The 13,146-nt window shown below is 70.9% G+C and carries 12 protein-coding genes and 1 pseudogene; 9 read left to right on the top strand and 4 right to left on the bottom strand.

Features of this window, described 5'->3' with window-relative positions; genetic code table 11:
- Positions 1 to 38: 38 nt before the first annotated feature.
- Positions 39 to 617, top strand: coding sequence for an HIT domain-containing protein (locus tag ABH920_RS40555; RefSeq protein WP_370354633.1), 579 nt, complete (start codon positions 39 to 41; stop codon positions 615 to 617).
- 4 nt (positions 618 to 621) lie between these two features.
- Positions 622 to 1,026, top strand: a complete 405-nt coding sequence (locus ABH920_RS40550) for a thiol-disulfide oxidoreductase DCC family protein (protein WP_370354632.1) — start codon at positions 622 to 624, stop codon at positions 1,024 to 1,026.
- A gap of 78 nt (positions 1,027 to 1,104) precedes the next feature.
- Here ABH920_RS40550 and ABH920_RS40545 read toward each other — a convergent pair whose 3' ends face one another.
- Both ABH920_RS40545 and ABH920_RS40540 read right to left on the bottom strand, forming a co-directional pair.
- Positions 1,105 to 3,294, bottom strand: a complete 2,190-nt coding sequence (locus ABH920_RS40545; RefSeq protein WP_370354631.1) for an elongation factor G-like protein EF-G2 — start codon at positions 3,292 to 3,294, stop codon at positions 1,105 to 1,107.
- 220 nt (positions 3,295 to 3,514) lie between these two features.
- Positions 3,515 to 4,195 (bottom strand): FadR/GntR family transcriptional regulator, encoded by a 681-nt coding sequence (locus ABH920_RS40540; protein ID WP_370354630.1) that lies wholly within the window; start codon positions 4,193 to 4,195, stop codon positions 3,515 to 3,517.
- Positions 4,196 to 4,276: 81 nt separating this feature from the next.
- On the opposite strand from ABH920_RS40540, the gene leuA reads away from it, so the two are divergent.
- From leuA to ABH920_RS40520, 4 genes and pseudogenes are all read left to right on the top strand, one after another.
- Positions 4,277 to 6,070 (top strand): 2-isopropylmalate synthase, encoded by a 1,794-nt coding sequence (gene leuA, locus ABH920_RS40535; RefSeq protein ID WP_370354629.1) that lies wholly within the window; start codon positions 4,277 to 4,279, stop codon positions 6,068 to 6,070.
- Positions 6,071 to 6,259: 189 nt separating this feature from the next.
- Entirely contained in the window at positions 6,260 to 6,877 is a 618-nt protein-coding gene (pgsA, locus tag ABH920_RS40530; RefSeq protein ID WP_370354628.1) for a phosphatidylinositol phosphate synthase, read from the top strand.
- A gap of 68 nt (positions 6,878 to 6,945) precedes the next feature.
- Entirely contained in the window at positions 6,946 to 7,863 is a 918-nt protein-coding gene (locus ABH920_RS40525; protein ID WP_370354627.1) for a phosphatidylinositol mannoside acyltransferase, read from the top strand.
- Positions 7,860 to 8,984, top strand: a pseudogene (locus ABH920_RS40520) (glycosyltransferase family 4 protein); the annotation flags it as partial. The gene ABH920_RS40525 and the pseudogene ABH920_RS40520, both read left to right, overlap by 4 nt.
- A gap of 254 nt (positions 8,985 to 9,238) precedes the next feature.
- On the opposite strand, the gene ABH920_RS40515 reads toward ABH920_RS40520, so the two are convergent.
- Positions 9,239 to 9,949, bottom strand: coding sequence for a hypothetical protein (locus ABH920_RS40515; RefSeq protein ID WP_370354626.1), 711 nt, complete (start codon positions 9,947 to 9,949; stop codon positions 9,239 to 9,241).
- Between the two features lie 64 nt (positions 9,950 to 10,013).
- Between ABH920_RS40515 and ABH920_RS40510 the strand changes: the two genes are divergently transcribed.
- On the top strand, positions 10,014 to 10,502 hold the full coding sequence (locus ABH920_RS40510) for a CGNR zinc finger domain-containing protein (protein WP_370354625.1): 489 nt from the start codon (positions 10,014 to 10,016) through the stop codon (positions 10,500 to 10,502).
- Between the two features lie 36 nt (positions 10,503 to 10,538).
- Here the strand turns inward: ABH920_RS40510 and ABH920_RS40505 are convergent, their stop codons facing one another.
- Positions 10,539 to 11,375 carry a hypothetical protein gene (locus tag ABH920_RS40505; RefSeq protein ID WP_370354624.1) on the bottom strand — a complete coding sequence of 279 codons (837 nt, stop codon included), beginning with the start codon at positions 11,373 to 11,375 and terminating at the stop codon, positions 10,539 to 10,541.
- 109 nt (positions 11,376 to 11,484) lie between these two features.
- On the opposite strand from ABH920_RS40505, the gene ABH920_RS40500 reads away from it, so the two are divergent.
- Both ABH920_RS40500 and pdxS read left to right on the top strand, forming a co-directional pair.
- Positions 11,485 to 12,027 (top strand): hypothetical protein, encoded by a 543-nt coding sequence (locus tag ABH920_RS40500; RefSeq protein ID WP_370354623.1) that lies wholly within the window; start codon positions 11,485 to 11,487, stop codon positions 12,025 to 12,027.
- Between the two features lie 207 nt (positions 12,028 to 12,234).
- Positions 12,235 to 13,146, top strand: coding sequence for a pyridoxal 5'-phosphate synthase lyase subunit PdxS (gene pdxS, locus ABH920_RS40495; protein ID WP_370354622.1), 912 nt, complete (start codon positions 12,235 to 12,237; stop codon positions 13,144 to 13,146).

Here is a 13,146-nt window from a genome sequence, read left to right as displayed (position 1 = left end):
ATTCCGTCTCGAAAGCCGCACCGCCTAAGCTTCGTGTCATGACCATGCCCGATTCGCCCAGCGACCCGAACCAGGCGGCCGATCTCCAGGCGCAGGACGGTGTGGGGGAGCCGGACGGCTTCCGGCGGCTGTGGACGCCGCACCGCATGGCGTACATCAAGGGCGAGAACAAGCCGACCGGCCCGGCGGCCGGAGAGGACCCGTTCTGCCGCATCCCGTCGCTGAGCGACGAGGACGGGCTGATCATCGCCCGCGGCGAGCTGGTCTACGCGGTGCTGAACCTGTACCCCTACAACGGCGGGCACCTGATGGTGGTCCCGTACCGGCACGTAGCGGACTACACGGACCTGACCCTCCCGGAGACCGCCGAGCTCGCGGACTTCACGAAGCGCGCGATGACCGCGGTGCGCGCGGCCTCCGGCGCACAGGGCTTCAACATCGGGATGAACCAGGGCGACGTCGCGGGCGCGGGCATCGCCGCGCACCTGCACCAGCACGTGGTCCCACGCTGGGGCGGGGACACGAACTTCATGCCGGTCGTCGGGCACACGAAGGTGCTGCCGCAGCTGTTAGGGGAAACCCGCAAGCTGTTGGCGGATGAGTGGCCCGTAGACTGAGGGTATGGACGAGGGCAGCTTCCCCAAGCCGGTTCTAATCTTCGACGGAGACTGTGGCTTCTGCACACGCTCGGTCAACGTCCTCAAGCGCCTCCCGATAAAAGCGGAGGTGACGGCTTACCAGTTCACAGATCTCGCGTCATACGGGACAACCCCGGAGCGGGCCAACCACGAAGTGTTGTTGGTGGACCCGACAGGCCGGATCCACGGAGGCGCGCAAGCCATTGCGCGCCTTTTGCTTACCGCCGGGGGGATTTACGCTGCGGCGGGCTGGGCGCTGCGCATGCCGCCGATCCGCTGGGTCGCGGCCGGCGTGTACCGCCTGATCGCGAACAACCGCCAGCGGATGCCCGGAGGCACAGCCGCCTGCGCTCTGCCGCCCGCGGCGCGGGAGAGCGCGTCGGTCTGAGACGCCGCGACACAACCTGAAGAGTCCCGCCGGGAAAGACCCGGCGGGACTCTCGTGTGGCCAGGACGGCTTCCGTCCTCACTCCTCCTGCTCGACCTCCGCCTTCACCTTCGTCGCCAGCTGCGGCGGCATCGGCTCGTGCCCCAGGTAGTTGCGGGTGAACGTCCCGGTCCCGTGCGACAGCGAGCGCAGCTCGATCGCGTAGCGCGCGATCTCCACCTCCGGGGCGTCGGCGCGGATCACGGTGCGGCCGTTGTCGCCGGGCTCGGAGCCGGACACCCGGCCGCGCCGCGAGGACAGGTCGCCCATGATCGCGCCCACGTACTCGTCGGCGACCTGGATCTCCAGGCTGTCGACCGGCTCCAGCAGCAGGATGCTGGTCTTGGCCGCGGCGTCCTTCAGGGCCAGCGCGCCGGCGGTCTGGAAGGCCATGTCGCTGGAGTCCACCGAGTGCGCCTTGCCGTCGTAGAGCGTCACGCGCAGGTCGATCACCGGGTAGCCGGCCGCGACGCCGCGCTCCATCTGGGCCCGCACGCCCTTCTCCACCGACGGGATGAAGTTGCGCGGGACCGCGCCGCCGACCACCTTGTCCACGAACTCGAAGCCGCTGCCGGACGGGAGCGGGGTGACCTCGATGTCGCAGATGGCGTACTGGCCGTGGCCGCCGGACTGCTTGACGTGCCGGCCGTGGCCCTTGGCCGCGCCGCCGAAGGTCTCGCGCAGCGAGATGCGATGCGAGACGGTGTCCACGGCCACGCCGAACTTGTTCTTCAGCCGGTCCAGGACCAGGTCCATATGGGCCTCGCCCATGCACCACAGCACCAGCTGCCGGGTCTCCGGGTTCATCTCCAGGCGCAGCGTGGCGTCCTCGGCGACCAGCCGGGACAGCGACTGCGACAGCTTGTCCTCGTCGCTCTTGGCGTGCGCGCGGATCGCGACCGGCAGCAGCGGGTCCGGCATCAGCCACTGCTCGATCAGCATCGGGTCGTCCTTGCCGGACAGCGTGTCCCCGCTCTCGGCGTGCAGCAGCTTGGCCACCGCGACGATGTCCCCGGCGATCCCGGCGTCGATCCCGCGCTGCGTCTTGCCCAGCGGGCTGGACAGCGCGCCGACGCGCTCGTCGACGTCGTGGTCGGCGTGCCCGCGGGCCTCCTGGCCGTGCCCGGAGACGTGCACCGGGACGTCGGGGCGCAGCGTGCCGGAGAACACCCGCACCAGGCTGATCCGCCCGACGTAGGGGTCGGTCGAGGTCTTCACCACCTCGGCCACCAGCGGCCCCTCCGGGTCGCAGGCCAGCGGACCCTTCGGCTTGCCCTCCGGTGTGGTCACCGGCGGTACCTCGTGCTCCAGCGGCGACGGGAACGCCTTGGTCATCAGCTCCAGCAGCTCGATCGAGCCCAGCGCCGGCGGCGCGGCGACGGTCCCGGCGACGATCGCCGAGTACGGGAGCACCGGGTAGAACGAGCCGCGGGCCACCGCCTTCTCCAGGTCGTCGACCAGCACGTCGACGTCCAGGTCCTCGCCGCCCAGGTAGCGGTCCATGAGGGTCTCGTCCTCGCTCTCGGCGATGATCCCCTCGATCAGGGCGTTCCGGGCGTTCTCCACGCCCTCGCGGTGCGCCTCCTCCGCGTCCCGCTCGGTGCGCTGGCCGTCGGAGTGCTCGAAGATCCGCTGCGACAGCAGCCCGATGACGCCGCCGACGTGCTCCTCGTCGTCCAGCAGCGGCAGGTACAGCGGCTGCACGCCGTCGCCGAAGATGCGCTGGCAGATCAGCACCATCTCGTCGAAGTCGGCGCGCGCCGAGTCCAGCTTGGTGACCACCACGGCACGCGGCATCCCGACCGCCGCGCACTCCTCCCACAGCAGGCGCGTGGAGCCGTCGACTCCGTCGGCGGCCGACACGACGAACAGCGCGGCGTCCGCGGCCCGCAGTCCGGCGCGCAGGTCGCCGACGAAGTCGGCGTAGCCCGGGGCGTCCAGCAGGTTGATCTTGATCCCCTCGAACTCCACCGGGGCCAGCGCCAGCGCGACCGAGCGCTGCTGCCGCTGCTCGACCTCGTCGAAGTCGGTGACGGTGGTGCCCTCCTCGACCCGGCCGGGACGGTTCACCGCACCGGTGGCGGCCAACAGCGACTCGGCGAGGGTGGTCTTGCCGGCCCCGGTGTGGCCGACCAGCACCACGTTCCGGATCTGCTCGGGCCGGGAGGGCGTCGTCACCCTGCCGGCGGCCCCGGCGTGGCCGCCCTGTCCGCCTGATTTGTCTGCCATCGAGCGTGCTCCTTTTCCTGTGTCAGGGCGGCTCTTCTCTGAGCCGGAGCCGATCTTGTCATGACACTGGGGTAGCGGTTGTACCAGCTGTACATACTTCGTTACCCGGCTGTTCCTTGCAGCCAACTCCTATATGCGACATGCCACAAGGGGGCGGGGCCCGAGCGGTTCACGGGCTGCTCACGGGTCGCTGCTTACGGGGGTGGCTGCTCACGGTCGCTCAGGGGATCCGGCGCAGCGGAGTCGAGGCGATCTCCTCGGAGACCACGGTCTCGGCACGGTCCGGGTTGCCCTCGGCGACCGCGGCGACCAGCGCGGCGTGCGCGGCGTGCCCCAGGTTCTCGTCGGCCCGGCCGCTGCGCCGCACCAGGTCGGTCAGCGCCTCGCGCAGGGTCGGCACGAACTGCTCGAACAGGGCGGTGAGCACCGGGTTCCCGGCCGCCGCCACCACGGCGGTGTGCAGCGCGACGTCGGCCTCGATGAACTCCTCGTCGGACCGGCGCGCGGCCCGGGTCCGACGCTCCAGCGCGGCCTCCAACGCGGCGGCGTCGGCCGGGGTACGGCGCTCGGCGGCCAGCCGTGCGGCGCGGGTCTCGATCATCATCCGGACCTCGTAGAGGTCGGCCAGCGAGGCTTTGCGCAGGTGGTCGGCCAGATCCGTCCGCGATTCGGTGGCCAGCACGAACACCCCGGCCCCCTGCCGCGGCTGGAGCAGCCCCTCGCCGGCCAGCGCGCGGATCGCCTCGCGGACCGTGGAGCGGCCGACGCCGAGCGAGGCGGCCAGCGTGGTCTCGCCGGGGAGCTTGGTGCCGACCGGCCACGCCCCGCCGGTGATCTGCTCGCGCAGCTGCGCGGCGGCCTGCTCGACGAGCGGCGTGGGCTGGATCGATCGGAGGGTCACGGGGCCAGTTGTACCACTGTTTGGCGGCCGCTCAGGAACTCAGGTACTCAGCTTGTCTGAGGAGTGCTAGCCTTCCGAAGCATGACGACCCCAGCTCGGCCGACGCCGTGGAACCCGCAGCAGCCCAGCCCGATGCCCTCGCACCGCTACCGGAGCGTCTTCGAGCGCGTCGACGTCCCAATCGTCGCGAAGACACAACCCGCGCGCACTTGGCCCGACCGCCGGCTCGAAGCCGCCCCGCTCTGGGTCCCGGTGGACCTGCGCGACGGCAACCAGGCCCTGGCCGAGCCGATGGACACCGAGCGCAAGACCAAGATGTTCGACCTGTTCCTGCGCATGGGTTACAAGGAGATCGAGGTCGCCTACCCCTCCGCCAGCCAGACCGACTTCGACTTCGTGCGCTCCCTGGCGGCCCGCGACGACATCCCCGAGGACGTCACGATCTCCGTCTTCACGCCGGCCAAGCCCGAATTGATCGAACGGACGTTCGCCTCGGTCGAGGGTCTGCCGAACGTCCTGGTCCACCTCTACACCGCGACCGCTCCCGCCTGGCGCGACCTGGTGCTACGCGGAAGCCGCGGCGAGGTCAGGGCGCTGATCGAGGATGCCGCCGAGCTGGTCGCCAAGCTCGCCGATCAGCGCGGTGCCGATGCCGGGAGGATGCGCTTCCAGTTCTCGCCCGAGGTTTTCATCCTGACCGAGCCGGACTACGTCATCGAGGTCTGCGACCGCGTCACCGAGATCTGGGACGCCTGCGCCGACCGCCCGGTGGTGCACAACCTGCCGGCCACGGTCGAGGTCGCCACTCCGAACGTCTACGCCGACCAGATCGAGTACATGAGCCGGCACCTGGCCCGGCGTGAGCACGTCATCCTCTCCGTGCACCCGCACAACGACCGCGGCACCGGGGTGGCCTGCGCCGAGCTGGCCGTGCTGGCCGGGGCGCAGCGCGTTGAGGGCTGCCTGTTCGGGAACGGCGAGCGCACCGGCAACGTCGACCTGGTCACGCTGGGGCTGAACCTGCACGCGCAGGGCGTGGACCCGATGGTCGACTTCTCCGACATCGACGCGGTACGGGCCGTGGTCGAGGAGTGCAACCGCCTCCCGGTCCACATCCGGCACCCCTACGTCGGCGACCTCGTCTACACCGCGTTCTCCGGCACGCACCAGGACGCCATCAGCAAGGGCATGGCGCACCACGCCGCGCAGGCCGTGAAGCTCGGCGTGCCGGAGCGCGAGGCGCCGTGGGACGTGCCCTACCTGCCGATCGACCCGGCCGACGTCGGGCGCAGCTACAAGGGCGTGATCCGGGTCAACAGCCAGTCCGGCAAGGGCGGGGTGGCCTACCTGCTGCGCACGCACTACGGCGTCGACCTGCCGCGGGACCTCCGTCCGGGCTTCTCGAAGGTAGTGCAGCGGGCCACCGACGAGCACGGCCGCGAGATGACGCCGCAGGACCTGTGGGAGCTGTTCCGGACGACGTACGTGGTGCCGGGGGAGGACGGTGCCTGGAAGCTGACCGAGCCGGTGTTCGCCGAGCTCGCGGACGGCGGCCACCGGGTCGCGGCGACCGTGGTCACCGCGGACGGCGCCGTGATCCCGGTGTCGGGGTCCGGCAACGGGCCGCTGTCGGCGCTGACCGTGGCGCTGGGCAAGGCCGGGATCCGGTTCGACATCCTCGACTACTCCGAACACGCGGTCTCCGAGGGTGCCGACGCCGTGGCGGCCTGCTACCTCCGCTCCCGGGTCGACGGCCGCGAGGTCTGGGGCGTCGGAATGGACACCTCGGTGCTGACGGCGATGGTGCGGGCCACTGTCTCAGCGCTCAACCAGGCGCTGGTTCGGGGTGGTGAGACGGGGTCCGACCAGGAGTGATGATCTGTATTCAACACGTGGGAAAACCATTGGCGGGAGAGCCGGGTGGTGGCACCCCAACCCGGCCACCGCGGGTCGGTGGGAGCGGCCGGACCCCTATGATGGCCTCGCGGTCGGCTGGCCGCGGTACATCGGCTGGCCGCGATGCAGACGCCCCACCGACCCCACGTACCCGATTTTTGGACGGTCATGCTCAACCGTTACGCGCGTGCCTTCTTCACCGCCATCTTCACGCCGACTGCGAAGTTCTTCCTGAAGATCGGGATCAGTCCGGACGCGGTGACGCTGGTCGGCACGCTCGGCGTGATCGCCGGTGCGCTGTGCTTCTACCCGCGCGGGTCGTTCTTCGTCGGGACCGTGGTCATCACCGCGTTCGTGTTCTCCGACCTGGTCGACGGCACCATGGCGCGCATCCTGGAGCGCACCGACAAGTTCGGGGCGTTCTGGGACTCCACGCTGGACCGGCTCGGCGACGCCGCGATCTTCGGCGGGCTGGCGTACTGGTTCGCCCGGGGCGGGAACCAGCCGGTGATGTTCGGGCTCTGTCTGGCGATCATGGCGCTGGGCGCGGTGGTGTCCTACGCGCGGGCGCGCGCCGAGGGGCTCGGGGTGAACGCCAACGTCGGTTACGTGGAGCGCAGCGAGCGGCTGGTCGGGTCGCTGGTGGCGACCGGGCTGTCGGGGCTGGGCGTGCCGTACATCCAGGCCGTCACACTGTGGGCCATCGCCATCGGGTCGTTGGTCACGCTGGTCCAGCGGGTGCTGCTGGTTCGCAAGGTACTGCTCAAGGGGGAGGCGGTCGCGTGAGCGCAGAGAGCGCTGGGGGAGTTAAGGAACGGGTCGTCAGCTGGGGCTACGGCACGGCGTGGACGATAGTGAAACTCCTGCCGGAGCGCACCGCGTACCGGCTGTTCGACTTCATCGCGGACCGGTTGTGGTCCCGGCGCGGCGCGCAGGTGCGGCAGCTGGAGAAGAACCTGCTGCGCGTGCTCGGCAAGGACACGCCGGAGGCGCAGCTGCGCGCGATGTCGCGCCGGGCGATGCGCTCGGCGCTGCGGCAGTACTGCGAGCAGTTCCGCATCCCGACGTGGAGCCGTGAGCGGATCATGGACAGCGTCGACTTCCCGCCCGAGGACATAGGGCGTCTGAAGGAGGCCCTGGCTTCCGGGCGCGGCGTGATCATGGCGCTGGGGCACACCGGCAACTACGACCACGCCGGGGTCTGGCTGGTGAACTTCATGGGCGAGGGCTTCACCACCGTCGCCGAGCACCTGAAGCCGGAGTCGGTGGCGGAGAAGTTCCTGGACTACCGACGTGGCCTGGGCATGGAGGTACTGCCGCACGACGGCGGGCCGTCGGTGTTCGGCACGCTGGCCCGGCGGCTGCGGGCCGGCAAGGGCGTCGCGCTGGTGGCCGACCGGGACCTGAGCGCCAGCGGGGCGCAGGTGACGATGTTCGGCGAGGCCACGCGGATCGCAGCGGGGCCGGCGGCGCTCGCGGTGCAGACCGGGGCGGTGCTGCTGCCGGTGCAGCTGTGGTACCCGTCGTACGGTCGGATGAGCATAAGGGTGCGGCCGGAGATTCCGGTGCCGGCGGAGGGGAAGCGGCCGGAGAAGGTGGCCGTCATGTGCCAGCAGCTCGCGGACAACTACGCCGCGGGGATCGCGGCGCATCCGGCGGACTGGCACATGATGCAGAAGTTCTTCCTCGCGGATCTGGACCCGGCGAAGGCGCCGAGGGCGAAGCCCGAGCCGGCGGAGTCGACGTCATCCTCCGCCGAGGAGGCGTCGTGAAGATCGGCGTGGTCTGCCCCTACGCGTGGGACATCCCCGGCGGTGTGCAGAACCACGTCCGGGACCTGGCCGTGCACCTGATCCGGCTGGGCCACGAGGTGTCGGTGCTGGCCCCGGCCGACGACGAGGCCTCGCTGCCGGCGTACGTCACGCACGCCGGGCGTGCCGTGCCGGTGCCGTACAACGGCTCGGTGGCGCGCGTGAACTTCGGCTTCCTGTCCGCCGCGCGGGTGCGGCGCTGGCTGCACGACGGGGCGTTCGACGTGCTGCACGTGCACGAGCCGTCCTCGCCGAGCCTGTCGATGCTGGCGTGCTGGGCCGGCTCCGGCCCGATCGTCGCCACCTTCCACACCGCCAACCCGCGCTCGCGCGCGATGACGGTCGCGTACCCGATCCTGCAGCCGACGCTGGAGAAGATCAGCGCCCGTATCGCCGTGTCCGAATACGCGCGCCGCACCCTGGTGGAGCACCTGGGAGGCGACGCGGTGGTGATCCCGAACGGCGTCGACGTCGGCTTCTACGAGCGCGCCGAGCCCAAGGCGGAGTGGCAGACGCAGCCCGGCCAGGGCGGCACGCTGGCGTTCATCGGGCGCATCAACGAGTCCCGCAAGGGCCTGGCGACGCTGCTGGAGGCGTTCCCGGAGATCGCCGCGGCCCGCCCCGGAGTCCGGCTGCTGGTCCTCGGCGGCGGCGACATCGACGAGGTCGCGGCCTTCCTGCCGGACGCGGTCCGCGGCCAGGTGGAGTTCCTGGGCCGCCTCTCCGACGAGGACAAGGCCCGGCTGCTGTCGAGCGTGGACGTCTACGTCGCGCCCAACCTCGGCGGCGAGAGCTTCGGCATCATCCTGGTCGAGGCGATGTCGGCCGGCGCCCCGGTCCTGGCCAGCGACCTGGACGCGTTCGGGCTGGTGCTGCAGGGCGGTGCGCTGGGCCGGCTGTTCCCGACCGGCGACGCGCACGCGCTGGCGAAGGACGCGATCGAGCTCCTGGACGACGCCACGGAGCGCGCCCGCCTGTCGGAGGCCGCGGCGCTGGCGGTGCGGCGGTACGACTGGTCGGTGGTGGCCGCGGACCTGCTGGCGGTGTACGAGATGGTGACGACCGACGCGGCTTCGCTGGCGCGGGCTGCGGAGGCGGAGGCGGAAGCGGAAGCGGCGGTCGAAGCAGAGGCGGCGGCTGCGGTCGAGGCGGAGGCGGCGGTCGAGGCTGAAGCTGCGGCTGCGGTCGAGGCGGAGGCTGAGGCTTTGGGAGCGCGCGAGGTGCTGGAGCCCTGAGGACGCGGCGCAGCGCAGCACAGTGGCTGGTCGCCGCGCGCCCCGGAACGAGAGCAGGCAATCGCCTCACCTGATGGGGTGAGGCCGCGACGCCCGCCCCGTCAGTCCTCGAAGTCGTCCTCGGTGCTGCCGGTCCTCCCGCCGAGCAGCCACGGGATCTGCATCTCTTCGGCCGCCGCGAGGTAGATCTCGATCAGTTCGGCGCGCTCGGGGTCGTCCTCGGCCAGCTCGGAGGCCAGGGTGGCCTGCGCGGCGGCGACGTACGGCCGGGCGGCCAGCGCGGCGCGCAGGTTCAGCGAGCGGCGCAGCATGCGGATCCGCTCGGCGGGCTCGTGGTGCGCCGCCAGGTGGCGGATCGCGATGGATTCCAGGGCCGCGTCGGCGTGCTTCACGCTGTATTCGAGCGCTGTCTCGAAGTGCGGGACGGCGGCGTCCGCGTTCCCGTCGATGTTGTCGAGCAGGCAGCCCCAGTGGAACTCCGCCCAGGCCCGCGTGGAGTCGTCGCCGTCGCAGATCGCGTCGCGGTAGCCGGCCTCGGCGGCGGCCCGGTCGTCGGGGCGCGGGCCGCGGTTGAAGAGCAGGCGGCTGTAAGCCAGGCGGGCGCGCAGGAGGTGGGCCGTCGGCGAGTCCTGGTCAAGGGCGGCGACGGCCTGCTCGGCCTCGTCGTGGCCGGCCCATAGGAACATCCAGCGCTCGAAGGCGATCTCGGCGCGCAGCTCGGGGTCGGCGTCCGGGGCCAGCACCGCGAGCGCGGCGTCCCAGTCCCCGAGCAGCTGCAGACGGCGGGCTATGTAGGCGGTGTCAGTTACCATGGCGCCTACAGTAGGAATCGATGATGTAGGCGGTCAAGTGCAATACGGTGACTACATAGGGAACGTGACCCGACTGGCGGTCGAGCTGGCCAACACCGGCACCCTGGACCAGGACGGCGAACTGGTCGCGGCCTTCTTCGAAGAACACGAGGTCACACCCCCGCCTGACGGCGCCTACGGCGCCCTGCCGAAGCTGGTGTCCACGGCGCTGTCCCAACTCGTCGACACCACCGCCCCCGACGCCGTGCACCAGCTGCTCCGCGACTACCCGCCGGAAATGCACCTCTCCGACCACGACGGCCTCGGCGGCTGGCACATCCACTTCAGCCGCAACGGCGCCCCCGCCGAACGCTGGCTCGGCCAACTCCTCGCCGCCAAGCTCGCGCTGGTCGCCGCCGGGGACCCGGCGGTCACCCTCGGCCGCTGCGCCGCCGCCGGCTGCGCCAACTACTTCGTGGACCAGTCGCGCAACCGCACGCGCCGCTTCTGCGGCAACGCCTGTGCGAGCCGCACGACGGTGGCCGCGTACCGGGCGCGGGCGGTGCGGGAGTAGCGGCGGCGGGAGTGCACGCGCGCCACGGAGCCCAAGTCAGAGCTCATCGGGTTCGTCAGGGTAGTCCGGTGGTTCGAGTCCGGTGGCCACGAGCAGGGCGTCCAGCGCGCTTCCCTCGATCCTGGGCGGTTGGTAGCCGCGCTCGCGAACGTGGTCGACGAAGTCTGCGTCGAGCGGCAGCCCGTGCCGTGCCAGCAGCGTGGCCCAGGCGGTCGACCAGATGTAGGTCCCGTCGCTCCTGAAGCCGTCGCCGCCACGATGGCGCGGGTCGCGCGTCACCGGATCGATCCAGTAGCCGCCCGCGACCAGGCAGGGCGATGTCGCCAAGTAGTCGGCGACGCGCGATCGCTCCGGCCCGTCGGCGATACTGACCGTCGCCCCGTCGGAGTCCCCGGCGCCCCCGATTCGCGACGGTGGCAGCGGCATCCGCCGCTCGGGCAGCTCCGTCTGTGTGCCCGGAACCTCAACGTCCACCGTCGTCGCCACGCCGAGCTCGCCGAGTTCGACCGCGAGCCACGCGATCTCGCCGCGGGTCCCGGGCCAGCCGGCATGCAGCAACTGCCCGTGGATCTCCCGCGTCCTGGCGAGCGGGAGCCGGAACACCCGCCGCAAGGCGCGCATAACCAGTACCCCCGCGTCCGAAGACTGGTCGATGCGAATTCGCCACTGGCCGGTGAGTTCCAAAAACAGGTCGCGCCAGTGCGTCGGTACGAAGCGCCGCCCTTGCTGAAGCGAGCTGTGGTCGCAGACCCGGCAGAGAGCCTCCAAGAACCAGCTGTTCTCGCCGCCGCTCAGTGACTCGCCGACCGCGTGGTTCATGGGGTTCTGGCACAAGGGACACGCGCCGTCCGGCCCGTCGAGCGTCAGCGTCATACGCACGCTCCCCGTGGACCGCCTGGCGTTCAACTCCCGCAACTCATTTCCCCCTGCCGCCCCCGCCGCGCCCACCCCGAACCGCCCGCGCCCACTAGGCTGACCCACCGTGTCCGTCCTCGTCTACGCCGCAGCGGTGGTCCTGCTCATCGGCGTCTACCTCAGCTGGACCGCCAACCGGCTGGACCGCCTGCACACCCGCCGCGATGCGGCGTGGGCCGCGCTCGACGCGCAGCTCGTTCGGCGCGCCTCGGTGTCGCTGGATCTGGCGGCTTCGCGGCTGCTCGATCCGGCCGCGTCGATCCTGCTCGATGATGCCGCGCACACCGCGCGGGACGCCGCCGCTGATTCGCGCGATCTCGCCGAGACGAATCTGACGCGGGTGCTGCGCGACGTTTTCGAAGACCCCAAGGAGAGCCTCGCGCTCAAGGAGCGGCCCGGCGGGGGCGCGCTGCTGGTCGAGCTCGACTCCTCGTGCCGGCGCGTCCAGTTGGCGCGGCACTTCTACAACGACGCCGTCCGGGTCACGTGGGTGCTGCGGCGGCAGCGGCTGGTGCGGTGGTTCCGGCTCGCCGGGCACGCGCCGTTTCCGGACACCTTCGAGATGGACGACGAGGAACCCGTCGGTTTGCGGGGGATGGCCTCGACCTAGCGGTAAGGTGTAAGGGGTGCGCTGTGTGTAAGGATCGTCACCGACCTGCGGTGATGACATTCACCAGCCATCACAAGCCGCCTCACCGTCCACTCCCGCATCCTGACCTGGCCACATTGTCAGGTGGATCACACTTGCGCGCCCTCTAGGATGGTGCATCGGGAGCAGTCCGCTCATCCGATCAACCCTTCCCTTGTGAGGTCATCCGTGTCCGTGAACGAGAACACCGCGCAGGCTCCGGAGATCGGCACCGCCCGCGTCAAGCGCGGCATGGCCGAGATGCTCAAGGGCGGCGTGATCATGGACGTCGTCACGCCGGAGCAGGCCCGGATCGCCGAGGACGCCGGCGCGGTCGCGGTCATGGCGCTGGAGCGGGTGCCCGCCGACATCCGCAAGGACGGCGGCGTGGCGCGGATGAGCGACCCGGACATGATCGACGGCATCATCGCCGAGGTCTCGATCCCGGTCATGGCCAAGGCCCGGATCGGCCACTTCGTCGAGGCCCAGGTGCTGCAGGCGCTCGGCGTGGACTACATCGACGAGTCCGAGGTGCTGACCCCCGCCGACGAGACCCACCACATCGACAAGTGGGCGTTCACCGTCCCCTTCGTCTGCGGCGCCACCAACCTCGGCGAGGCCCTGCGCCGGATCGCCGAGGGCGCGGCGATGATCCGCTCCAAGGGCGAGGCCGGCACCGGCAACGTCGTGGAGGCCACCCGGCACATGCGCCAGCTGCGCGCCGACATGAAGCGGCTGACCACGCTCGACGAGTCCGAGCTGTTCCTCGCCGCCAAGAACCACCAGGCGCCGTACGAGCTGGTCAAGGAGGTCGCGCGCACCGGGAAGCTGCCGGTCGTGCTGTTCACCGCCGGCGGCATCGCCACCCCGGCCGACGCCGCGATGATGATGCAGCTCGGCGCCGAGGGCGTGTTCGTCGGGTCCGGCATCTTCAAGTCCGGCGACCCGGAGAAGCGCGCCAAGGCCATCGTGGAGGCCACCACGAACTTCGACGACCCGGACGTGATCGCCAAGGTCTCCCGCAACCTCGGCGAGGCGATCGTCGGCATCAACCTCGACACGCTGCCGGCCGAGCAGCGCTACGCCTCGCGCGGCTGGTAA

It is taken from the genome of Catenulispora sp. EB89 (genome assembly GCF_041261445.1).
Taxonomy (GTDB): domain Bacteria; phylum Actinomycetota; class Actinomycetes; order Streptomycetales; family Catenulisporaceae; genus Catenulispora.
Note: the sequence above shows the minus strand (reverse complement) of the source record. Positions and strands in the feature narration are given on the sequence as shown.